Source organism: Paraflavitalea sp. CAU 1676 (assembly GCF_029223285.1).
Taxonomy (GTDB): Bacteria; Bacteroidota; Bacteroidia; order Chitinophagales; family Chitinophagaceae; genus Paraflavitalea.
In genome coordinates this window covers 76,918-98,901 of the sequence record NZ_JARHUJ010000012.1, presented here as the reverse complement: position 1 = coordinate 98,901, position 21,984 = coordinate 76,918, and the positions used below count along the sequence as shown (strand labels likewise).

Annotated in this window: 21 protein-coding genes; 9 read left to right on the top strand and 12 right to left on the bottom strand. The window is 48.8% G+C overall.

Translation table 11 applies throughout. The annotated features are described in order from the left end of the window. The first annotated feature begins 17 nt into the window (after positions 1 to 17). Entirely contained in the window at positions 18 to 1,229 is a 1,212-nt protein-coding gene (locus tag P2H89_RS32615) for a DUF5000 domain-containing lipoprotein (RefSeq protein ID WP_275835220.1), read from the top strand. A gap of 31 nt (positions 1,230 to 1,260) precedes the next feature. After that, positions 1,261 to 2,454 carry a DUF4998 domain-containing protein gene (locus tag P2H89_RS32610; protein ID WP_275835218.1) on the top strand — a complete coding sequence of 398 codons (1,194 nt, stop codon included), beginning with the start codon at positions 1,261 to 1,263 and terminating at the stop codon, positions 2,452 to 2,454. A 53-nt stretch (positions 2,455 to 2,507) separates the two neighbouring features. Here the strand turns inward: P2H89_RS32610 and P2H89_RS32605 are convergent, their stop codons facing one another. After that, positions 2,508 to 4,613, bottom strand: a complete 2,106-nt coding sequence (locus tag P2H89_RS32605; RefSeq protein ID WP_275835216.1) for a hypothetical protein — start codon at positions 4,611 to 4,613, stop codon at positions 2,508 to 2,510. Positions 4,614 to 4,895: 282 nt separating this feature from the next. Between P2H89_RS32605 and P2H89_RS32600 the strand changes: the two genes are divergently transcribed. After that, on the top strand, positions 4,896 to 5,129 hold the full coding sequence (locus P2H89_RS32600; protein WP_275835215.1) for a hypothetical protein: 234 nt from the start codon (positions 4,896 to 4,898) through the stop codon (positions 5,127 to 5,129). 71 nt (positions 5,130 to 5,200) lie between these two features. Here the strand turns inward: P2H89_RS32600 and P2H89_RS32595 are convergent, their stop codons facing one another. After that, positions 5,201 to 6,181 carry a DUF1080 domain-containing protein gene (locus P2H89_RS32595; RefSeq protein WP_275835213.1) on the bottom strand — a complete coding sequence of 327 codons (981 nt, stop codon included), beginning with the start codon at positions 6,179 to 6,181 and terminating at the stop codon, positions 5,201 to 5,203. A 51-nt stretch (positions 6,182 to 6,232) separates the two neighbouring features. Beyond that, a complete protein-coding gene (locus P2H89_RS32590) occupies positions 6,233 to 6,910 on the bottom strand; it encodes a GDSL-type esterase/lipase family protein (RefSeq protein WP_275835211.1) in 678 nt (225 codons plus the stop codon). Positions 6,911 to 7,035: 125 nt separating this feature from the next. Between P2H89_RS32590 and P2H89_RS32585 the strand changes: the two genes are divergently transcribed. The 3 genes from P2H89_RS32585 to P2H89_RS32575 all read left to right on the top strand — a co-directional run bounded on the left by P2H89_RS32585 (position 7,036) and on the right by P2H89_RS32575 (position 10,286). Continuing rightward, on the top strand, positions 7,036 to 7,761 hold the full coding sequence (locus tag P2H89_RS32585; RefSeq protein ID WP_275835209.1) for an energy transducer TonB: 726 nt from the start codon (positions 7,036 to 7,038) through the stop codon (positions 7,759 to 7,761). A 207-nt stretch (positions 7,762 to 7,968) separates the two neighbouring features. Further along, positions 7,969 to 9,315, top strand: a complete 1,347-nt coding sequence (locus P2H89_RS32580; RefSeq protein WP_275835207.1) for a family 43 glycosylhydrolase — start codon at positions 7,969 to 7,971, stop codon at positions 9,313 to 9,315. Positions 9,316 to 9,992: 677 nt separating this feature from the next. Continuing rightward, positions 9,993 to 10,286 (top strand): NIPSNAP family protein, encoded by a 294-nt coding sequence (locus P2H89_RS32575; RefSeq protein ID WP_275835205.1) that lies wholly within the window; start codon positions 9,993 to 9,995, stop codon positions 10,284 to 10,286. 37 nt (positions 10,287 to 10,323) lie between these two features. Here P2H89_RS32575 and P2H89_RS32570 read toward each other — a convergent pair whose 3' ends face one another. From P2H89_RS32570 to P2H89_RS32555, 4 genes are all read right to left on the bottom strand, one after another. Continuing rightward, positions 10,324 to 11,460, bottom strand: a complete 1,137-nt coding sequence (locus tag P2H89_RS32570) for a serine hydrolase domain-containing protein (protein ID WP_275835203.1) — start codon at positions 11,458 to 11,460, stop codon at positions 10,324 to 10,326. Positions 11,461 to 11,743: 283 nt separating this feature from the next. Further along, complete coding sequence (locus P2H89_RS32565; RefSeq protein WP_275835202.1) at positions 11,744 to 13,165, bottom strand: S41 family peptidase; 1,422 nt, start codon at positions 13,163 to 13,165, stop codon at positions 11,744 to 11,746. A gap of 67 nt (positions 13,166 to 13,232) precedes the next feature. Beyond that, positions 13,233 to 14,582, bottom strand: a complete 1,350-nt coding sequence (locus tag P2H89_RS32560; protein ID WP_275835200.1) for a helix-turn-helix domain-containing protein — start codon at positions 14,580 to 14,582, stop codon at positions 13,233 to 13,235. A gap of 34 nt (positions 14,583 to 14,616) precedes the next feature. Then, positions 14,617 to 15,156, bottom strand: coding sequence for a GNAT family N-acetyltransferase (locus P2H89_RS32555; protein WP_275835198.1), 540 nt, complete (start codon positions 15,154 to 15,156; stop codon positions 14,617 to 14,619). A 203-nt stretch (positions 15,157 to 15,359) separates the two neighbouring features. Between P2H89_RS32555 and P2H89_RS32550 the strand changes: the two genes are divergently transcribed. Next, positions 15,360 to 15,935 carry a hypothetical protein gene (locus P2H89_RS32550; RefSeq protein WP_275835196.1) on the top strand — a complete coding sequence of 192 codons (576 nt, stop codon included), beginning with the start codon at positions 15,360 to 15,362 and terminating at the stop codon, positions 15,933 to 15,935. Positions 15,936 to 15,976: 41 nt separating this feature from the next. Here P2H89_RS32550 and P2H89_RS32545 read toward each other — a convergent pair whose 3' ends face one another. Then, positions 15,977 to 16,132, bottom strand: coding sequence for a hypothetical protein (locus P2H89_RS32545; protein ID WP_275835195.1), 156 nt, complete (start codon positions 16,130 to 16,132; stop codon positions 15,977 to 15,979). 97 nt (positions 16,133 to 16,229) lie between these two features. Between P2H89_RS32545 and P2H89_RS32540 the strand changes: the two genes are divergently transcribed. Further along, on the top strand, positions 16,230 to 16,832 hold the full coding sequence (locus tag P2H89_RS32540; RefSeq protein WP_275835193.1) for a hypothetical protein: 603 nt from the start codon (positions 16,230 to 16,232) through the stop codon (positions 16,830 to 16,832). 217 nt (positions 16,833 to 17,049) lie between these two features. After that, entirely contained in the window at positions 17,050 to 17,625 is a 576-nt protein-coding gene (locus P2H89_RS32535) for a YceI family protein (protein WP_275835191.1), read from the top strand. Between the two features lie 82 nt (positions 17,626 to 17,707). Here the strand turns inward: P2H89_RS32535 and P2H89_RS32530 are convergent, their stop codons facing one another. The 4 genes from P2H89_RS32530 to P2H89_RS32515 all read right to left on the bottom strand — a co-directional run bounded on the left by P2H89_RS32530 (position 17,708) and on the right by P2H89_RS32515 (position 21,981). Further along, the gene (locus tag P2H89_RS32530) at positions 17,708 to 18,352 is read right to left on the bottom strand and encodes a response regulator transcription factor (protein WP_275835189.1); all 645 of its coding nucleotides are present in this window, start codon (positions 18,350 to 18,352) and stop codon (positions 17,708 to 17,710) included. Positions 18,353 to 18,359: 7 nt separating this feature from the next. Beyond that, on the bottom strand, positions 18,360 to 20,144 hold the full coding sequence (locus P2H89_RS32525) for a 7TM diverse intracellular signaling domain-containing protein (protein WP_275835595.1): 1,785 nt from the start codon (positions 20,142 to 20,144) through the stop codon (positions 18,360 to 18,362). A gap of 115 nt (positions 20,145 to 20,259) precedes the next feature. Next, a complete protein-coding gene (locus tag P2H89_RS32520) occupies positions 20,260 to 21,015 on the bottom strand; it encodes an ATP-binding protein (RefSeq protein ID WP_275835187.1) in 756 nt (251 codons plus the stop codon). A 498-nt stretch (positions 21,016 to 21,513) separates the two neighbouring features. Beyond that, positions 21,514 to 21,981 (bottom strand): Lrp/AsnC family transcriptional regulator, encoded by a 468-nt coding sequence (locus P2H89_RS32515; protein WP_275835185.1) that lies wholly within the window; start codon positions 21,979 to 21,981, stop codon positions 21,514 to 21,516. Positions 21,982 to 21,984 lie beyond the last annotated feature (3 nt).

The window sequence follows — 21,984 nt, the reverse complement described above, 5'->3', positions numbered from 1 at the left end:
ACTTACAACGAACAGTTATGAACAATACAATAAAATATTTCAACTGCCTCGCCATCGGAGCGATGCTGCTCGCAGCCTGCGGCAAGAAGGTAGTGAACGAACCACTCTGCGACGGCGGCACGGCACCCACGCCGATCAAAAATTTACTGGTGGAAAATAAAGCCGGTTATGCAAAGATCTCTTATAGCGTGCCCGACGACAATGCGATCCTGTATGTACTGGCCGAATACACGCCTACCAATGGGAAAGCCACCGAAACCAAAGTTTCTTATTACGTAGACTCCATACTCGTAACAGGATTCGCCGACACGCTCGAACATGAGGTAAAGATCTATTCCGTGAACCGTTGCGGCACCCGCTCGGCGGCAGTGACCACGAAGATCAAACCAAAGGAAGCACCGATCTTCAAAGTATACAAGAGTCTCGTTATCGAAAACGCTTTTGGCGGATTCCGTATTACAGGCGACAACCCCACGGGCGACAACATTGGCATTATCGTATTATCGCCCAATAAGTTCAAGGAGTTCGAGGTCGACAATTACAAGAGCGTATACCTCACAGCAGGTGAAAAATCGATCCTTGCCAAGATCCGGGGCATGGATACCGTAAAACAACAACTGGCCTTCTATGTCCAGGACAGGTGGGGCAACAGGACCGACACGCTTTATAAGGACATTACGCCCATTTATGAAACACAACTCGATAAAAGCAAGTTCAAGACGTATGTACTGCCCGGCGATGCTCCGCAGGTAACCAACGGCGCAAGGCTCGAGTATGCCTGGGATAATCGCCTCGGATGGCCTTACGTGAGCTTTACCGACCAAACTGCCGGCGGTTCCAACCCACATATGGTCACCTTCGATATGGGCGTTGCTGCCAAGCTAAGCCTTGTTTGGATACGTCCCTTCCCAGAGTTGAGTCCACAGCAATTCTATTTCCTGACGGCACTTAAGCGTTTCGAAGTGTATGGTTCTACCGCGCCATCGGCCAACGGAGCACTGGATGCCAGTTGGACTTTATTAAGCACCTATACAGTCGTCAAGCCTTCGGGCACCGCTTATGGTAAGGATACCGATCTCGACAGAACGGTGGCCAGTGCCGGCTTCAATTGGGAGATACCGCTCAGTGCCCCGAAGGTGCGCTATATCCGGGTTCGGTGCCTGGAAAACTGGGCCGGTGGTACTGCTCAAAACATCAATGAGATAACGATGTATGGCGACCCACGCTAATCAACCAATGACATCACTACAAAGCATTACAATGAAAACAACTTATAACAAACCAGGCTACCGGATGATCCTGCCGGCCATGATGCTGGCGTTGACCGTGGCCTCCTGCACCAAATGGGATGAATACAAGAAGTATACGGAAAGCGGCGAAATAGTCTATGCCGGCAAACTCGATTCAGTCAAAGCACTGTCGGGCAAAAACCGGGTGATGATCACCGGTAAGTTCAACGCCGACCCCAACGTAAGCCAGGTACGCATATACTGGAATAACAACCGCGACTCCATGATGTACGACGTTAAAAGGAGTACTTCGGGCGATTATTTCCAACAGGCCTTCGCTGTGCCGGAAGGTGTAGCGACCTATACTGTGTATACGTACGACGTAAAAGGACATCGTTCCGTGCCGGTATCGGTGATCGGTAAAAGTTATGGCGATAACTATCGCAAAAAACTCAACAACCGCATTATTACCGGTATTAAGTATCTAGGAACTGGCACTACCATAAACTGGGAGCCTGCCGATGCCTCTTTAGGCCCCTTGAGGACCGACCTGCAATACACTGTTAACGGCGTTACTACCGATGTATCCCTGCCACCAACAGAAAGCACGGTGTTTACAGCACTTCCTAACACACTGGTGCAGGCGCGCTTCAGGGCCGTCTTCAGGCCCGACTCCACCTGCGTCGATACTTTTACTGTTGCCTATAAGGACACCCTGTTACTGCCTTTCAAGAATAACGCCATCCCCTTCATTGCTTCAGCGAAGGCAGGCCGGTGGGGCAACCTGGCCGACTGGAATGCCAACGACGCTGTCAAAAGCCATGGAGGTTATGGTGGCTGGGATGAATGGAACAGCAATATCTTCAATATTGAATCGGGTTGGGGAGCACCTCCCGTCACCAATGGAAAGATTTGGCACACCTACACCTTGCCTGCCGGCAAATATGTATTTGCCATATCTGACCTGCGGGATACCAATCTGTTGCTGGCAGACAATACCTACCTGGTAGCACATGAAGGTACAGAACTGCCCAATGTAGCCGATGTGGCAACGGCGATAGCCTCAGCCAAGATCGTAAACGGAAAACCGCTTAGCGAACTGCGGGTCAGCTTCACACTCACAGAAACAAAAACCATCAGCATCGGCTACCTCACCACGCAGCCCGATGGCACTCCCGGTAAGTTCTGTAATATCAGGGCATTCAGTTTTACGTTCATTAAATAACCCCTACCTATAAGACGAATCCCCAGGCATCGATGATGACCTGGGGATTTTCTTCACTTTGAAAGCAGGTTGCCGATCTTCTGCACCATGGCATTCAACGAGGCGTCGTTAAAAGTCCACCCGGAGTTGATGCCAAGCGTATACCCGAACTCACCCTCTGCCTTAAACTCTTTTTTCAGGTAGTCGTCACCGATCCCAAAGGGAGTATCAGGCTTGACCTCTCCCTTTAACGAACCTTCGGCCTGGAAAGCAAGACCAGCATCGGTAATATTATCGTCTTTATCCCAAACTATATAGAAGGCCTGCGACGCAGAAGCGCTCGCTTCGCCAGAGAACACTCCCCACTCTTTGCTGCCCTGAAATTGCAGACCAATTCCCAGGGTCATCGTCGATTGCTTGGTCACAAAGTTTTTTTCGGCTTTAAAGACCAGTCCCTCGCCAGCTGTGAAGGTGAACTTTTCGCAGTTGAGCGCCAGTTTGCCGACGATAAAAGGGACATCGATATCAAAAGGGCAATCCATGTCATGAATGCCATCCGACTCATTCTTTGAAGCGGGCACCGGTGGCTCCTCGAGACAGGTTTTACCGGCGCACACGTAAGGGTTGTAAGCCAACTCTGCCAGGTTGCGCAGGTATTTGGAGGCTGCCAGGTAAAATGCTCCCCGTGCCATATGCTTGTTGAATCCCGACAAGTAACCATAGTAGGCGGAAGTATTAAGCTGCCAACGCATAACGCGAAGGCGCTCCTGCTGTATATCCAGTTTCGCTGCCGTTATCCTGCTTTGCGCCGTGTTGCCCATTTGCACCAGCAGCATACACTCTTCTTTGGCCAGCTTGTCGATCGCAGCACAGTCCGCTCCCCTTCCTTCTCCGCAATTGTAAGGGCTTCTCTTTTTGGCAAAATCATCTGCCAGCTTCTTTTTGTCTTCTTCATATCGCCTGATCAGGCCATCGTATACTTTTTTTAAGCGCTCCATCTGCCGGTCATGTTCCGGCATTTCATTTACCTGCGCGCCCAGCATCAGATCGCTGTACTTTTTGATGGCGGCACGGTTAATGGGCGAACCCATTTCGGGCATACTAGCAAAGCCTTTGCCTGAATTCAAGGCTTCCATCACCGAAGCCTTGAGCTTAGCCGACTCTTTGTCGAGCAATACCTGCCCTTGCCGCTGCTCATCGTTGCCGGCCGTTTGATAAGCTACTGCGACCCCCTCTACAAACTTGATAAACGCCTCATGTTCTGCCTTAATATAAGGAGCATCAGCCGGTCCTGTACATTCGCGGGGTAACTGGTATTTGAATTCATTAAAGTAGGGTACATTGATCGGCGACCCTGGCGTGGGAAGCCACTGCGCATAATTAGATCCACCTGTTTCCCGCAGGCCATTGATCGCCTCAGCATGATAGCCGCCCTTCAAAGCATTTTGGAAATAACTTTTTGCCCTTTCCGTATTCCCTTTCACTTTTTCGATCTGGCCGGCCGTGTTGTTCGCTTCAGGATGGTGGGGCGAGCGCTTCAGGCAACGGGCAAAGTATTTCATCGCCGTATCCGTTTCGCCCACACCTGCGAATGCCTGCCCGATATTATTCAACACCATTGGGTTGTTGGGATACCTGAATACCAGGGTACGCAAAATAGGCAGGGAGTGCCTGGCGGCACCAGCCATATTCATCAGGGCGCCGAGATTATTAAGCAGCAACGGGTCTTCGGGCTTTAAGGCAGCAGCTTCCAGCGCCAGCAAGATAGAAGTTTCATAGGCTCTATTGTACCAGGCAGCAGCCGAAGCCTGTCCAACTTTATCAGCACTACCCGTCATCCTGGTCAGCACCTCTTTGGCAGCGCTCACCGAGGCGGGTGACATTCTCGTCTTATAGGCGGCCGACAACTGTTGCAAATAAGCCTTCATTGCAACAGCAGTAAGGGGTTTTGCAGGTAAGGTGGCCCATAATGTTTTATCCTTAGCCGGAAAAGATTTCGAAGCGCGCTCCTCCTCCTCTTCTTCCATCGCCTTCTTATACCGTGGATCTTTCTTCATGTCCTCTGCCATCTTTTCGGCTTTCTCCATCATCTTCTGCAGCTCCTTCTCTTCCTGCTCTTCTTCCTGGGCAAAGGCTGCAAACGAACAAAATAACAGTATGATCCAAACGAAATGTTTCATAGCTAACTGATTGATTGAATAGGTGGCGGCGAATGTAGCATCACCACTGGCAATCAGCCAATCACATAAATATGTTGGCAGCATAACGCCTCAAACCTTCTATTTACGCTTCATACATTTTTTTCCCTGCCTGACGCCAATACATGTCAACTTCGTCGACAATTATTGCAAAACACTGGTTTATAGGCATGCTCATTATGTGTACAACTTTTTTTGTTACGGCGTGTCAAAACCGGCCATCTGGTGGCACAGCTTTGGTAGCAGGTAGTAAAAACCTTTGTTATGTACGGACAAAAAAGGCATCCTAAAGATGTAAAGACGCAGTTGCAGGAAGAATTCATTCAACAAACCAACAACAACCTGCAAGATGCGGCCAACGAAACGCCTGTACGGCCCGGCGCAGCAAATCCGCACGAAGACCTCGACGAACCCGGGATCGACGCCCCCAGGGATCCGAGGGCTGACAGAAAAGCGGTAAAAGATTATCCGATTACAAAGGAAGAGGAGGACGAATAAAAAAAGCCGGTTACCGGATGACCATTATCAGATCACTCAGTAACCGGCCCAACGGTAATTAATTGTCCAATCTATTTGGCAGGTGTAATAACAATTTTACGGAACTCGATAGGCCCATGGTCGCCCTGGATATAGATAGGTCCGGGCTCTCCTTCATTGCTATCGAGGGCTCCACCGGTGATGCCGGGGATCTCCTGGTTGCTGATCACGGTTTTGCCATTTACCACAACGGTCACCATACGGCCAACCAGGGTGATATCATAGCTTTGCCATTGATCAGGCCCTTTAGAAGCGATCTCACTCGGTGTCAGGAAACCATATACACCACTAAAGAGATGGGCAGATGGATGATCTTCTGTAGGATTATCTTCGATCTGCACTTCATGGCGCCCACGCAGGTACACGCCACTATTGCTTCCTTTCTGAAAACGAAACTCCACATGCAGTTTAAAATCCGTGAACGTTTGGTCCGAGATCAGGTTTGATCCGGAACGTGGGCTGGTCAGTATACCACTTCTTACTTCCCACTGGTTTTCACGTCCCAATGCTTTCCATCCCGTGAGGTCTTTTCCATTGAACAACTCGATCGCTTTGCCCCAGGCAGGCGCCGCTGTCCTTTTCAGGTAAGGCGCTTTTACGCCCGTCCAGTTATATTGTTTACCGTCGGGCAATACAATAGTGCCCTTCATGCCGGCGCCGGTCAGCTCCCCTTCCAACTTGAGGTCTTCATTTCCACGCTCCCATTGCGGAGGGATGGCAAAACTGAATTTTCCGTTGTCGAAATTTACTTTGGCCACGGGGCGGGCACTACCGGTGATGCCTACAAAATAGCCCACCAGGGTACGGTTGCCCGACAGTTTGACTTCGAGCCAGGAAGGTGATGGTTTTCCATCACGATCGATCGTGATATCCCAACGCCCGATCAGATCTTTAGGCTCTGCGATAGCTGATTGGTTAGTGGATACTGCTGCACGGTTGTAGGCCGGCATGGATACTGCATTTCCTGCTGCCAGCAGGCAGCTCATCCCCAATACTAATAGGTTCTTCTGCATAGTTTTCATTATAAGAGGATAAATATACAAAGACCGCCATACAAATAGTCATTACAGGTAAGGCTTTAGAATTCCGGCCCACACTTTATAGCCATCGGCTGTAAGGTGCAGTCCATCCATCGTATACCTTTTATCCAGTTTGCCTTCTGCGTCCTGGAAAGGTTTGTTCAATTCAATACAGGTCACTTTTTCTTCGGCAGCGATCTTCCGGATGCCTTCGTTGACAGCAGCGATGTGCTCATCTTTATTGTAATGGTTCTTGAATTGCGTGAAGGTGTTGTTTACGGGCAGCAGTGTTTGCACATGGATCTTCGTGTGCGGAGAGGCAGCTTTGATGGTCTGCACAATCTGGCGGTAGTTGGCGATGATGATGCTGTCAGGGGTATTGTGCTGAATGTCGTTAATGCCGATCAGCAAAAACACTTTGGCAGGTTTTCCTTCTGTGACCTCTTCCAACCTTGCCAGGATTCCATAGGTAATATCGCCCGAAATGCCCCGGTTGCGGGCATTGGGATTACCCAGCAGTTCGGCCCAGTCGGTACCGGCTGTGATGCTATTGCCCAGAAAAATAATGTCTTTTGCCGAATTGGGGTAGCTTTTAAATTGGGCTGCTTTAAGTGCATAAGCGCCCGGACGGTAGGCAGGGTTCGCCGTGGCAGAAGTGGATTGCGCCACCGTACAAATAGATGCCACGCCAGATAACAGCGTAACCAGGATCAGTTTTTTCATATAACGAACAGGTGTTTTGAGGGGCCAAGTTAATGAAAACAGCCAGATTATGTACCACATATATCTGCCTACTTGCATCGGCGCCCCATAATTATTATCATTGTGCAGTAAAATCCACCTAACCGATGAAAACCTTTAGCACAGCACTTTGCACTTTTTTTGCCCTCCAAAGCCTGGCACAATCACCCGATACCCGCCAGGTAACGCTCGACGCCGGAGACCAATCTTCCAAAGAAGTTTATTATGTCAGCAAAGCCGATGAACGCATCAGGGATGGTGCTTACCAGGAGTTTTTCCAGGGCAGTCTGGTGAGGTCGGGCAGTTACAAAGGGAACAAACGTGATGGGATCTGGGAAGGACAGTACCAGCAACGGGTTTTATCGCGCAAGAAATACAAGAATGGGGAAAGAACGGGCACCTGGGAGTTCTTCCATCGGGAAACACCCTATTTCCAATACGACGTCGCCAATAACGTACTCTACAATTTAAAAGAGGATACAGCCTCCTATTACTATTTTGCCACCAGCGGTCAATGGCTCAAAAGCCGCATGGAATGTACACCCGTTCCATTGATGTCGCCACTCGAGTGGCAACTCTATCTGGAGCGCTCCCTGCGCTATCCTCCAGATGCACTTGCTAATAAAGTACAGGGACAGGTAGACGTGGAGATCACCATCGATGAATCGGGCAATCCAATCGACTATAAGGTTGCGGCCAGTACGGCCAAAGCACTCGACGAAGAAGCCCTTCGCCTGGTTCGCTCGTTCGGATTTGAGTTTCTGCCAGCACTGAAAGATGGCATGAAGGTGCGGGTGAAGTACACGCAGCCTATCATCTTCCGGCTGCCGTAAAGAGCTGTTGAACGCTTTCCAGAAAACTTGCTTACATTATTATTGCCTTCATAAGACCTGATTTTCAGCAACAACATGCATGCATTAATTAACCCATATCAGCCGTTATGGATTAATTAATGCTTTTGTTAGGGCCTCCTGATTTACTTGCTGAATCACGCTGCATTTGCGGCCTGACTCAGCCTGCCATATCAAAATACACGATACATGAAGAGGTCCATTTTCATCTTTGCACTTTTACTGAACATCCTGATCTGTTATTCCCAAAATCCTTTTATTACGAGTATTTACACCGCCGATCCATCGGCACATGTGTGGGCCGATGGGCGGTTGTATGTTTATCCGTCGCATGACATTGATCCTGCACGTGGCTGCGACCTGATGGACCGCTACCATGTTTTCTCTACCGACGACCTGGTGAACTGGCGCGATGAAGGTGAAATACTCCGCTCCAGCCAGGTAAGCTGGGGACGCAAGGAAGGTGGTTTCATGTGGGCGCCTGACTGTGCCTATAAGAACGGCACTTATTACTTCTACTATCCCCACCCCAGCGGAACCGATTGGAACAAGACCTGGAAGATCGGCATTGCTACCAGCGACAAGCCGGCTTCCGGCTTTACGCCGGGTGGCTATATCGAAGGACTGAGTGGTAACGCCATGATCGATCCGGCCGTGTTTATCGACACCGACGGACTGGCTTATTTCTATTACGGCGGCGGCAGCGTGTGCCAGGGCGGCAAACTGAAAGACAACATGACCGAAATAAACGGTTCTATGCAGAACATGGAAGGCCTGGTGGATTTTCATGAAGCCGCCTGGGTTTTCAAACGCAATGGCCTCTATTACCTCACCTATGCCGACAATACAAAAGGCCAAAACCAATTGCGGTACGCAACAAGCAATCACCCGCTGGGTCCCTGGAAACACCAGGGTGTATTCCTGGGTCAAACCGGTTGCGATACCAACCACGGCTCGGTAGTGGAATACAAAGGCAAATGGTATATCTTCTATCACAATCAGTCACTCTCCCATACGGGGCATGGTAACCTGCGCTCCATATGCGTCGATTATATTCACTTCAACGAAGATGGCACCATCCGCCTGGTTGAACAAACAAAGACCGGTATAGCACCTGCTGGCAAAGTCGTCAAGCGTTCAGATAACGGAAAAGGCGCCCAATACAAGGCGTCGAAAGCCAGCCTGCAGGGCACGGCTGCGGTAGCCGGTGGCGATGCTAACGGCCGCCAATACGTTACCGGGTTCGGGAGCAAAGAAGCTGCCATCGAATTTAATCAGGTCGATGGAGGCAGGCAGGGCGGTCGCGCTACACTTACCATCCACTATGCGGCACCGGCCTTTGCCAGGGTAAAACTATTCGTCAACAATGCCGACTTTTCGTTGCTCAACACCGTAACAACCGGTTCACCTACTGCTTTCATCGGCAAGGCTTCCCTTACCGTGCCCCTGCAACCGGGAAAAAGCAATACCATCAGGATCATCGGTGGATGGGGTGAGGTCAATATTGATCATATTTCGGTCTGTCCAATACGATAATAGCAGAGCAATGCTTTTCAAATAGTTTCAGGGGAGGGTTGGCATTCCGGGAATGCGTTTTAGGTGCGTCCCATTGCGAAAACCCTCCCTTTGAAAAGTTATCACCACCCGGGATGAATATTCCCCCTGATACTTGCAGGTCCACTTTTCCTGTATTATTTTAGCGCCCGAAACAATCCAAGTCATGAAAAACAATATCCCCTGTTGTATGCCCGTTTCCAGTTGGGCTATACGCCTCAATCGGAAATTGTTAGAGCAATCACCGCTTTCAAAAATAATTACCACTGCCATATAGCGATGCCTTTTCCTTCATCTTATTGGGTGTATTGTCCTTATCCTATTATCGCTCGCAGAGCAACCAACATATTAGTGTTAGTAGCAAAACAACCGCCCGTTCCCGGTAACAACCGGACAACGGGCGTCATTGTTTCTTAGGGTTTGGGAGTTCTGGAACCTGAAAGTTACAATGGTAGTTAACGAAGCCTGGGATGGCACCTTCCAACAAAAAGCGCAGCCTCCGGCAAAAAAGGCAACTTCCAGCTTATCCGGTAAGTAGTTGAATTGCATAGTCGCCCCTGCAATCTGTCGCATTTGCACCGCCTCCGGCAAACCGCCGGGCCTCAATTTTGCAGCAGGGAAACTGATCAACGATCATTCACACAATAAAAAATACAGCTATGATCATTGTCCATGACACCTTCGTTTGCAAACCAGGCAACGCATCCAAACTCGCCAAGCTTTTCAAAGAAGTAATGGCCGATAGCAAAGAATTGCTGCATATTGTGACAGACATGACGGGGCAATACAACCGCGTCATCCTGGTAAGTCAGTACACCGACCTCACAGATTATGAAGAAAGCTGGAAAAGAATGGAAAAAGATGCGGAAAAGATGAAAAAAATGAGTGAGAAAATGGCCGGCTATACCGACATGTACCTCACCGGTTCAAGAGAGATCTACCGGGTTTGGTAAACAGACAGTATGCTAGCAAGTAAACCTGGCCCTACGACTACTTGATAAAATGGTCGTACAAGCAGTTTACGATCGGGTTGATACCACCCGGCACTGGCGATGAGTAACCATTAGTAATCACTACGATCCCAAACTTCTCCTTTGGTTGAAAGAACATCGTGCTGTATAATCCATAGGCCGAGCCTGTATGGCCTGTCATCGTTTTGCCGGAAATCAGGGTTTTGCTGGTGTGCAGCGCCAGTCCATACCCCTCTTTTTCAGAAAGCGGTGTCTGCATCGTCCTGGCACTCCGCTTCGAAATGATCCGCTTGCGGCCAGCTTTACCCAGGTTCATATGCATCATCATATATTTGGCCAGGTCGGTGGCGCTGATCTTCATACCGCCGGTAGGAGAAAACACCGGCGTACTGTAACCCATGGTGTATTGCGCGATCTCTGCACTACGGGCAGCATAGGCCCCGGGTGCCCCTACCAGCCTGGCGGAATCGCTATTGTACTCATAGATCGTCGCAAACCTCGATTGATCGAGTGAGTCGACACAATAACCGCCATAAAGACCCAGCGGGTCCAATACATGGTGTTTCACATACTGATCAAAACGTTCACCCGACAATCGCTCCAGTATAGTACCGGCCAGGTTGAAGTTGAGGTTGCAGTACTGATATCCGCCACCGGGTGCATAGTCATTGTAACATTTGGCCGAGTTGGGATTTTTTTCCGGATTGATGGCATCGAGGGTAAAGTAACCCTGGCTATCATTGAGCCCCGACCGGTGTGAAAGGATATGCCGTAGCGTAATGGGCTGTTCCGGAAACTTAGGGTTTCTTACGTTGAAACCAACCAGGTCGCTCACATCATCATCGAGCTTCACCTTTCCTGCCTGCACCAGTTGCAGCAGCGAGGTAGCTGTAAATGATTTGGAGATAGAGGCGATCCTGAATAAACAGTCATCGGTTAACGGGGTTTGCGTTTCCAGGTTCTTGTACCCGAATGAATGCGTATAGATGATCCGGTTGTCTTTTACCACGGCCACTGCGATGCCCGCCACTTTCGCCTGCTGCATCAATTGCTGAATACAGGCTTCTGCCTTTTCAGGTTGTGCCAAACAAGGGACAGTCGATAAAAGGGAAAGTGCGCTTATCCATACGCAGCGAAAGAAGTTAGTCCGGATCATGAGTGGTGTTTATTTGAACCCGGGCAAACTATTGAAACAATTTGGGATCACCAACAAATTGATCCGGCAAAAAGCCGCAAGTCCGGCAGGACCCGCGGCTATTGCCTATCTGAACGGCTGGCCTTTATCAGTTTTTCATGGCCTTCGCCAATGATCAACCGCCCATGCATCCCACCACCTAAACAAACAGTACCCAAAAGAACAGGCATTCTGCCAATAATACCACCAGCAACACCAATAGGATCAGGTTCCGCTCTTTCTTTTTCATAAGCGTATAGGGATCTTATCGATGGCCTTGTATCAGTTGCAAGGTTTTCTGCAATACAACATCGTTCTTAAGAATGATATCCTGTACGGTTGGAACAATCGTGTGGTCGGGTATGATGCCGCTTCCAGCCGGATATTGGTTGGTAAGGCTCATATGGTATCCTAACAATGGTATCCCCAATGATAAATGTGTATTGGGCAGCTTCACGGTACCAAATCCCCCGCTATTGTTTCCGGCAATGGTGCCACCACTCTCCTCGCCGATGATCAACCCGCGCTTCTGATCGCGCACTATAGCACCAAACTCGGTAGTTACCGAAAAGCTGACCCCATTCAACAAAACATACACCTTACCCATGAAAGGTTTTGCCTGAGGATTAACCATCCCAAGGGCCGGATTCATAGTGAACAGGTATTCGTCACCTTCCTTTTTTATAAAGGACTTCAGTTGATCAAATTGATCAGGCAACCAGGCATATTGACGTATACTCAGGTTTCCATCTGAGGCAACCGTTAACCGATCATAGTAACGAAACGGCTTATCCACCAACCAGGAATAGAGCAAACTACCCCAACGATCCAAACCGCCCTCATTATTGCGCAGGTCCAGGATCAGGTGTTGAGCACCTGATGCCTTGATCGTAGCAAAAGAGCTCTGCAAAAACGCTTCAAAAGCAGGGCCTTTTTCCTGCGGCATAAAGACCGGAATACGCATCAGCGCAACGCTGTCGGCCGGAAAAGAGACCCGCCATGAATCGGCTGCTGCCCATAGCTTTTCGCGGGTGGAAATATCCACCAGGGTTACTGCCGGCAACGTGACGGTCTTCACCGCACCATCGGCTTTTACCCTGTACCCAATAGCAAATTGGGGGCTTTGCCCCATGAAACTCACGTAATATCCAGCAAAGCGATCGCTCAACGCCCGGTACCGGGCAGCTTCGATGAATCCATCGACGATCACCTGGTCGGCCAGCTGATTGCCGATGGCCACCATCGTTTTGCCATTAATGCTCACCACCTCACTACCTTGAGGTACCGTATTGTTGCCGTAGCCGTCGACGACGTACGCTTTTTTGTCCTTGAAGTACAACTTCAGCGGGAATAAGCCGTCCTGGTGAAAGGCGAACAGGTCGTCCGGCCGTTGATCACGATGCCATTTGGTATGACCATCCCTGATGTCGACCACCAACGGATTCAGCAGCCGGAAAAAAGCTTCTTCCGACATTGGTTTTATCAATTGTTGCTCCAGCGTTGCAAAACGCTTATTAATATATACGCTATCGTGGTATTGGTACAGGCCGGGGTGCATTTCGCGCAGGGCGGTACGGAAAACAGCCAGATCTTCCTTGAGTTGAGGCACACTAAAATTAACAGGTTGCCGTGCTGCTCCCAGTAATGTAAACAAGAGGCACACGCCAATCAATCCAGCTCTTTTCATATTTATTTTTTTCCAAAAGTAGCAGGCCGTGGAGGTCTGGCCGCCTGCGCCGACAGGCTCGTACCTGTCAGGACAACGATTTCAGGTATGCCGACGGTGTTGTACCCGTCATTTTCTTGAATGAGGCATTGAAAGTTGCTTTTGAATTGAATCCACAATCATAGGCAATACCCATAATACTCATGTGCCGGGCACCGGGATCGGCCAGCTTTTCCTGTACTGCCTTTACCCGGTACCTGTTTACAAAGTCGAAAAAGCTAAATCCCAACCGTTCGTTGATCACCTGCGAAAGATGATGCCGGTTTGAACCCAGGGCATCGGCGAGTGCATAGATCGTCAATTCAGGTTCCAGGTAAGGTTTATCCTTTTCCATATAGGTCAGCAGCTCCTGCAGCAATTCATCCGTAGCCATTGAACCCAGGCCCGATTTGGCGTACTTCTTGTGGGAGGTGTTTTCCTCCCCCACGTCCTGAAGGCCCACTCCTTTTTCTGCCAGTTCATCAGCCTGGCCGCCTGCCGCCGCTACGATGGGGGTCATCACAACTCCTGCAAGTACCATTTCGGTCGCCACTCCTTTTTCCAGGATAACGCGGCGCCCCCGCGTTTTTTGCCTTCCCTCAAGGCTGAACAGCGCCGGTTGCGTAATACTTTTATAGGCCATCCAATACAACACCAACACGATCGCCGCGTAGTTGTAATGATACATATGCCCGATCAGTGGAATATTCCATTTACGGCCATAAAACCCCAACGCAGTGATGCCCAGGATCGCCAGTACGATATAGATAAACTGCCTTAACCACTGCAATTGATATAAACCTACCTCAGAACAGGTATTGGTTAGCTCTTTCCGGTATTGGTGCAACCGTTGGAGCGAAAGGAGTAAATAGAACAAGGTAAGTGGGATGTTGACCTGGTTCATCCAACCAAAATCATGCACGCTGAGCGCCTCGAAATCACTCAGCAAAGCCCGTTTTTCGCTGGCAGGTTTAACAAACCAACTGCTTAACAGGAGGAGGTAAACGCAGAAAGGCAGGAAATGAAGCAGGTCCTTCGCCCGTAATACTGTTTCGCGCATCGTTAACTTCCCCGTGAAGAGGTAGATCAGCGGCCCAAACAGGGTTGGCAGCAGCCAGGAGACCCGGCTTAGATGCGGAAACTCCAGGAAGAAAGCCCGGTTATCAAATCCGTTTAAGACAGCCTGAAACGATACCAGCAACATAAATACTGTCAACAGGATAGATACAACGGTATGCTTTTTCCTCGTCATTAACAGGAAAGCAAACAAGGTGGTATTGATCAAACCCGCCACCACAAAATATTGAAAGAGGGCGTCTTTGTTCATGAAGGCGCAACAGGCTGGTGCGCAGCAAAAGTAGTTTTTTTCAGGATCGATAGGCTGCTCACCCCATCGCATAAACATGTTACCCGCTACCTGCCCTGGTCATATTTCATTTTGCACCAGCTAGCCATGCCGCACGATCGATGGCATAGACAAAATTGATCTTCGAAGCTTCTCCATAGTAGGCAACATCCTGTTCACCTATTTTAAGCGCACCAATACGGCCGATAGCTATCTGCGAACGGATATTCTGCGCACCGATATGAAAGATCACCCGGTCAACATATTGAAAGATATAGGAAAGCATCAGTTGCTTTACCGAAGGGTTGATCCCCTTTCCCCAATACCGCGTAGCATAGAACGTATAGCCTATCAGGATGGAACGTTCAGCTTCACTATAATCATAATACCGGGTACTGCCAGCTATTTCACCGGTCGCCTTATCGATGATCTTGAATGCCCCCTTGCTCTCGATAGCGCCTTCAAAATAATTCTGAAATACTTCTTTCCTCCATCGCTCCTTGTTAGGGTGTTGCTCCCAGACCTTAGGATCGGCCGCTACTGCATACAAGGCATCAAAATCAGCTTCTTCCAATGGCAAAAGAATGATTTGATCGTTTTCCAGCACTGGTTGAATAGAAAAGTTCATACGTATTAACGATTGTAACTACCCAAAAGTAATAGCAAAATAGCAGGGCGACGTAGTCCGGCCAATAAAAACCGGAATAGTCCAATTGAATGACCACACCACTCCAGCAAAAAAATTGTCGGTTCGTCGGTCTTCGCATACACTTTAACCGTCCCTGCTTAGCCGCCTGATAACCACCTGATATTTTTGTCAAAAAATCAGACATGAAGAGAAGTTTTTCCGTGCTGGCGTTGGTAGCCTGTCTTTCAATGACTTTCACCGCCTGTTCCAAATCGGATAAGGAGGATGGAAATTACGGCGATCATCCCCGCACTACTGTACCCGACGATCTCGTGGGTTACTGGATGGCAGGCTCCACCTCTATTGGTAGCTTTTGGGGCTACGATGGCAGCTACCAGGGCAATGGTTTTGAGCTGGCCAATGGCTACATGCTGTACAAAGACGGAAAGGCAAGACAATATTTCTACTATGCCAGCACCTCCTACGGCTGCAAAACACAGACGCTGGGATACAAGGAAGGAACCGTGGAGATCGATGTGAACAAGAAAACATTCAAGTTCTATGCTAACAGCGGTAACTACCGCAGCTTTAGCAGTTGTAACAGCTCCAGCAATGGTCAATCAAAAACATACGGAAGCAGCGAGCTTTATTCTGCGCAAAAGGCAGAATACAAAGATATCGAGTTCAGGCAGGAAAATGGAAAGATCAAATCATGGCATGTGTACTATGATGACGGCTCTTCCCTCGACTTCGAAAAATCACAGGAACCAAAGAAGTAATCAGATCTGATCGTTAAAAATAGTCATACACTATCCCGGAGCTAACCCAACTGGTTAGCTCCTTTTGTTACCTGTTTTGCCCGGGGCCAGGGCGTCACCAGGCCACCGCCCCGTTTGTTCGCCGCTACCACCCAGCCACCACTTCGGATGCTTGAGTCCTTAATATCGGCAGATCGCCCCCATTTGGTTTGAAACATCCCCACGCGTATTTATCATTGTTATGCAGAAACTTGCTGCTCTCCGGATGCCGCCAGCGACATCCGGGGAAACCCCAACCTAAATCCAGCATATCGTATGAAAGCATTTAAACCCTTTTTAATCAGCTTCCAGATAATCATGGTCTGCGCCTGCCATCAGGCCGACGATCAACCAGGCAACAAAGAAATGGCCGGCGCCCCCGCTGCTGCAGGCCCATTGATCCCTGCAGCAACAACCGCCACCATCACGCAGCATACCACAGCGCCCTCCACCGACGAGATCGTACTGGCCATCCGGAAGGAGTTTCAACGCATCAATAACAGCCGGCTCGTACGTAAAACATTTGAGTGGGAATCTGCCGGCTGCGGCAAAGGCACACTCACCTATTACCTGCTCAATAACGAGATCGTAAAGACTGTTGAGAAAGGTACTGCCGACGGCTTCTGGACAAAAGAAACCTATTACCAGAAAGGGAATTTGATCTTTCAGTACCTGCATGAAGAAAGCCATCTCATCACAAGTTCTGAAAACGAGATTGTTGAATACCGCACTTACGTATACCAGGATAAAGTGATCAGGTATATGGCCGACAAAGACGTTCTTCCCTGCATCAACTGCTCTTACACTAAAAACGCACCGGAATACAAATTACTCGATGCCTATCATACCGGAGATATCGACGCCGCCATCTGTCCCTGACAGGCGGCGCTCTCCTGGTGATCAATCAAATAGGTGCTTAACCGAAAAGTTCGCATCTTTGTACCGTGATACCCCTTCCTGAACGGCTGCAGGCATTCGTCAACCATTGACCAGTCATCACCCCTCCCCCCCGTCGAAACTATGGATGCGCAGACCGCATCAACCTGCCCCCGGCAACCCGAACTGCCATGATCTTTTCAAAACAAAATCGATTAACATGAAAAAGGTATTGCTCCTTACAGGCGTATGCGCGGTATTGACTGCTTTTGCAGTGATCAACAATGTATGGAAGAATGATCCTCCTCATTCGCAGCTTGGTTTCACGGTCACGCACTTTGGCATCAACGATGTCTCGGGAAATTTCCAGGACTTCGAAGCCACCATTGAGGCCACCCGTCCCGATTTCAGTGACGCCATTTTTACCCTCACGGCCAAAACAGCCTCCATCAATACCCGGGTAGAAATGCGCGACAACCACCTCAAAAGTGCCGATTTCTTCGATGTAGAGCAGTACCCCACCCTTAGCTACAAAAGCACTTCGATAAAAACCGCCGGCAAAAACAAGTATAAACTTACCGGCGACCTTACCCTGCATGGTGTAACAAAACCAGTCATCATGGATCTTGATTACAGAGGTACTGTAGATCATCCACAGACCAAAAAACCAATAGCTGGCTTCCGGGTCACAGGAACCATTAAGCGGTCTGATTTTGGTGTAGGACCTAAATTCGCGGACGGTATGCTCAGTGACGAAGTGCGCATCAAGGCCGATGGAGAGTTTAAGCAGCCATAACACCTGCCCGAACGGAAAAAGTGTTTAACCTGTCTTCAAAATGCAGACATTCAGGATGCACCGCCAAGGACGTGCGGACAGGCTATGATTTGCCCGGAAAATTTTCGATAGCAAATCGCAGTAAACCATTCTTACCCGTGAGGTTGAGCTTTTTCGCAATATTCATGCGGTGGTTAGATACGGTCTTTTCACTGATGAACAACTCTTCCGCAATTTCGCGGGTGCTTTTATAAGCCCCTACCATAGTAGTGATCTTTAATTCGGCCGGCGTCAGCAGTTCGGCAAGGCGCACGGGCATGTCTCTGCCCGACTTAGCATCCTGCTTCATTAAAAATCCCGACATTTCGGGGCTGATGTAAGACTGCCCTTTGAGCACTTCCTGTATAGCATGTACGATATCGAGTACCGTATTCTCTTTTAAAACATATCCCAGCACACCGATCTCGAGCGCCTTCATCAGCGCGTCCTTGGCCTGGTGCATGGTAAGCATGATCACCGCCAGCTCGGGCCTGGCCACCACACCTTCAGCCGCTACCTGCAGCCCATTCATTTTGGGCATATCGATATCGAGCACCGCCACATCCGGCTGCATCGTGATAATTCCTTGCAGGGCATCTGCTCCATTCGAGGCACTGCACACCACTTCAAAGTCTCCCCCTTCTTCTATCACCTCCTTCAACCCTTTCAAAAAGATGGGATGATCATCTGCTATCAGTATTCTATTCATATGATTATTAATTAACCGGCAACGTTATTTTCGTTACCACTCCGCTCCTGGTGCCATTGGAGATCACGCATGAACCACCGAGAATATTGACCCGCTCCTGAATACCGGTAAGCCCCAGCCCCTTCTTCACTTTAGTCGGATCAAACCCTTTTCCGTTGTCTTCAAACAGCACTGTTACTACCCCGGGCGTATACCGTACTAAAAATGAACAGTCAGTAGCCTCCGCATACTTCACCATATTGTTCAGCAACTCCTGTACAATCCGGTATACATTGATCTCATTCTCCTTGGAAAAAAGCCCGTCAACTTTATCGACCTGCATCGTTACAGCAATACCCGTTGCCTTGGATGTCTCATTGACGACAGCCTCCAAAGCCTGGGAGATCCCGAACAGGTCGATCTGATAAGGACGCAGGTAATAAGCTATGCCGCGAATCTCCTGTATCGCCTGGGCCACATCGCCCGAAACCGCACGCAGCTCTTCTTTTTGCACGTCGTTTTTTTTACCTAGTAACAGTATTTTATTCTTGAGCAGTATTAATCTCTGACCAACGCTGTCGTGCAATTCAGCGGCAATCCGTTTTCTTTCCGTTTCCTGTGATTCCAATACCTGTTGCGAGAAGGCCCTTGTTTGTTCAAGTGCCTTTTGCTGTATCTTTTCCTTTTCGCGTTTATAGAAACTCAATTTGTTGGCAAGGGCATACGACAGGATCACCGCTTCAAAAGCAGCGCCCCAGTGCATGCTCGTTGCTGTAAAAGTATTTTCCGGAAGCAGGTTATGATCTTTAAGGTTATAGATGGCGCTACCCACCATGTAACAGCCAAACCCCACGATATAATACAAGGCAGGTTTGTAGCCATTCCTGAAGCTCATAAATCCCGCCACAAACCAATACATAAAGACGGGATACACCAACAGCTGGATATAAATAAACGCATATACAGGTTTACCAACCATCACTAATATCATGGGCACCAGCGTGAGCGCAACCATCACCCATTTGGTACGGCTGATAATCGGTGCATAGATATGGGTTTGCAGAAAGGCATTGGTAAACCCAACACTGCACAAGGCCGAGCAGGCAATGAAAATACTGGAATCATTAAAACCCGAAGCATGGGGTATAAAGTCGGGCAGGTAACCGTTGTAATTCACCAGGTTCAAACCCCAGAAAAAAACATACCCCACATAAAAGAGGTAGCTTATTTCCCGCAGTGAAAAGAATACAAAGAGGTTATAGATCATGAAGGCGATGAGCATTCCGAAGATCACACCGTTCGACACATCCACTTTATGGTTCGACTCATACAATTCCTGCATCGTCGCAATCCGTAATGGAATACGCATAAAATTCCGGCTCGTTACCCGCACGTAAAAGGAAGCTGGTTCACCAGGCAACAGTCCGATGGGCACCACCAGGTTCTTCACCTTTACAAGCCTGTCGGGGAATTGCTGATCGCCCAGCAATTTCACCGATCTGTATTGACCACCCTTCCCTACTACGTACACTTCCACTTCATGCAGCAGCGGCGGCGAGATAAATTCGAGGAACCACTTGCTACGGGTGCTATTGTTTTGAACATCGAATTTCAACCATACGGGCACCAGCATTACGTCGAGCGACACGACCTTTTGCCCGCTCTTGCGGAATGCCTCTTTGTTGCGCAGCACATCCACTATCCGCATGCTGCCCGTTTCATCTTTTAATAAGCCTGGATAGTAAATCGAAAAAGAAGAATGTTGGTCCTCCAAAATGACCTGATCCGCTAACAGCCTGCTCCCCACCAACATCAGCAACAGCAAACAATAAACATTCTTCATAGCGTCTCCCGAAATGAGTGTTATTACCTATAGGACGAGCTACTCGCCTGTTATACATTTACATCATCAGCGATTCGAAGATGGATTAGCGAATCACCAGCTGCCGGGCCGCTTCTGAAACAACCCTTGCCTCACCTGCCAGCAAGAGCAGAATAAATAGAGAAGTACCAGCTCCTGGAGCAGAAACCAGTTTATGCGTAGCGTTCAGTTGTGAGATCCTTTTCAACATACTTTGCAATCCCATGCCTTTCTTCGCACAAACCGTATCAAAGCCTTTACCATTATCACATATCTCTAATTCGATAGCATTATTTTCCTGCAACAGGCGGATCTCAATGCGGGTTGCCTCTGCGTGCTTCAACGCATTACTAATTGACTCCTGCACAATGCGAAAAAGATGAACATGCTGATCGGCGGTCAGCTTTTGCCCGGCAATGCCTTTGCACTCGAACACTACTTCCACGCCCGAGGCAAGCCGCACCTGGTCGGCCAGCACTGCCAGCTCCTCTTCCAGATCACGTTGCTTCTGCTCGCCTCCGGTCATTTCGCTCGAGATAATCCTGATCTCACGAATGGTTTGTTCAATAAGATCGAGGGCCTGCGGCAACACTTCTCCCCTTTGTTCCGGATCCGATTTCATGACCGACAACAGCAGCCTGGAGGTCACCAGCAACTGCCCTACATTATCATGGAGTTCACAACCTATTTTGCTGCGTTCATCCTGGCGGGCTTCCGCAATGGCATCCAGCAAGGTCGATGTCCTGGACAATGCCGCCGCATGATTGATGTAACTATAAGATCTGGATGGAAACAAATTGATCGTAGGTATTGAAATTTGCATACAGGCTTATTTAGATCGGGTGAAAGTGACCCCTGTTCCGGGCAATAATGCCTACAAAATGTAAAAAAAGTACCACATCCGGAGACGAAAAGTCACTAAAGCAAGTATAAGCAGAACGAATTGAGGAATCAGTGTGATAAAGTGTAGGATTGACATCCAGTAAAAGGGCATAAAGGAACAATAAGCTATCGATCACCTGTGCCGAACAGCATTCTGCACCATTAAAGCCCTGATCCGATGCAGTGTTTTCTGTTCATTACGAAAAACGAACATATTACGCGTCACGTTCGGTGCTTTATCCGAAGTTCGTTGTCAGATATTTAAAGAACAGTACATTTATACCAATAAATCCAATGCCTGGAAAGCCGGCATAGTAAAGTCCAAGATCCAAAGATCCAATACCGATGAAGAATGAGGTAAATTGAAAAACGCCCTGTCCCAAAAAGAGTTTTTCAGGTACAACAGCCGCTCCCTCCAGGGGGCGGTTGTCTTTTAAAGTCAGATTGGATAGGCCGTAATACTCTTGGTCTCCGACAATACAAAAAAGCTTTGCACGGTGGTTATGTTTGGCAAGGTTGCCAGCTTATTGCGGTAGAATTCATGATAGGCGTCCATATCACTGGTAGCAATGCGCAAAATAAAATCGAAGGTACCCGTCATTTGAAAACACTCCATCACTTCAGGAAAGCGCGATACTTCCTTTTCAAAAGTAGCCAGGGTCTGTGCAGTGTGATCGTTGAGCAATACATGTGAAAAAGCGATCAATCCCTTATTCACCATTTTACGATCGAGGAGGGCCACGATCTTTTTAATGTACCCCTGCTCCTTCAATCGCCGGATGCGTTCGTGGATCGTAGCCACCGACTTGTTTAAATGGTATGCGATTTCTTTGTTGGTAAGGGTGGCGTCCTGCTGCAGTAAACGCAGGATTTGCCAGTCTACGGTATCCAGATCGGGATGTTGCATATT

Excerpts from the sequence above, each read along its gene's own strand:
- P2H89_RS32530 (WP_275835189.1), bottom strand. The coding sequence starts at position 18,352 with ATGAATAGAATACTGATAGCAGATGATCATCCCATCTTTTTGAAAGGG.
- P2H89_RS32595 (WP_275835213.1), bottom strand. The coding sequence starts at position 6,181 with ATGCAGAAGAACCTATTAGTATTGGGGATGAGCTGCCTGCTGGCAGCA.
- P2H89_RS32540 (WP_275835193.1), top strand. The coding sequence starts at position 16,230 with ATGAAAGCATTTAAACCCTTTTTAATCAGCTTCCAGATAATCATGGTC.
- P2H89_RS32565 (WP_275835202.1), bottom strand. The coding sequence starts at position 13,165 with ATGAAAAGAGCTGGATTGATTGGCGTGTGCCTCTTGTTTACATTACTG.
- P2H89_RS32550 (WP_275835196.1), top strand. The coding sequence starts at position 15,360 with ATGAAGAGAAGTTTTTCCGTGCTGGCGTTGGTAGCCTGTCTTTCAATG.
- P2H89_RS32585 (WP_275835209.1), top strand. The coding sequence starts at position 7,036 with ATGAAAACCTTTAGCACAGCACTTTGCACTTTTTTTGCCCTCCAAAGC.
- P2H89_RS32615 (WP_275835220.1), top strand. The coding sequence starts at position 18 with ATGAACAATACAATAAAATATTTCAACTGCCTCGCCATCGGAGCGATG.
- P2H89_RS32560 (WP_275835200.1), bottom strand. The coding sequence starts at position 14,582 with ATGCGATGGGGTGAGCAGCCTATCGATCCTGAAAAAAACTACTTTTGC.
- P2H89_RS32545 (WP_275835195.1), bottom strand. The coding sequence starts at position 16,132 with ATGTTTCAAACCAAATGGGGGCGATCTGCCGATATTAAGGACTCAAGC.
- P2H89_RS32555 (WP_275835198.1), bottom strand. The coding sequence starts at position 15,156 with ATGAACTTTTCTATTCAACCAGTGCTGGAAAACGATCAAATCATTCTT.
- P2H89_RS32580 (WP_275835207.1), top strand. The coding sequence starts at position 7,969 with ATGAAGAGGTCCATTTTCATCTTTGCACTTTTACTGAACATCCTGATC.
- P2H89_RS32575 (WP_275835205.1), top strand. The coding sequence starts at position 9,993 with ATGATCATTGTCCATGACACCTTCGTTTGCAAACCAGGCAACGCATCC.
- P2H89_RS32535 (WP_275835191.1), top strand. The coding sequence starts at position 17,050 with ATGAAAAAGGTATTGCTCCTTACAGGCGTATGCGCGGTATTGACTGCT.
- P2H89_RS32520 (WP_275835187.1), bottom strand. The coding sequence starts at position 21,015 with ATGCAAATTTCAATACCTACGATCAATTTGTTTCCATCCAGATCTTAT.
- P2H89_RS32525 (WP_275835595.1), bottom strand. The coding sequence starts at position 20,144 with ATGTTGGTGGGGAGCAGGCTGTTAGCGGATCAGGTCATTTTGGAGGAC.
- P2H89_RS32570 (WP_275835203.1), bottom strand. The coding sequence starts at position 11,460 with ATGATCCGGACTAACTTCTTTCGCTGCGTATGGATAAGCGCACTTTCC.
- P2H89_RS32590 (WP_275835211.1), bottom strand. The coding sequence starts at position 6,910 with ATGAAAAAACTGATCCTGGTTACGCTGTTATCTGGCGTGGCATCTATT.
- P2H89_RS32605 (WP_275835216.1), bottom strand. The coding sequence starts at position 4,613 with ATGAAACATTTCGTTTGGATCATACTGTTATTTTGTTCGTTTGCAGCC.
- P2H89_RS32610 (WP_275835218.1), top strand. The coding sequence starts at position 1,261 with ATGAAAACAACTTATAACAAACCAGGCTACCGGATGATCCTGCCGGCC.
- P2H89_RS32515 (WP_275835185.1), bottom strand. The coding sequence starts at position 21,981 with ATGCAACATCCCGATCTGGATACCGTAGACTGGCAAATCCTGCGTTTA.
- P2H89_RS32600 (WP_275835215.1), top strand. The coding sequence starts at position 4,896 with ATGTACGGACAAAAAAGGCATCCTAAAGATGTAAAGACGCAGTTGCAG.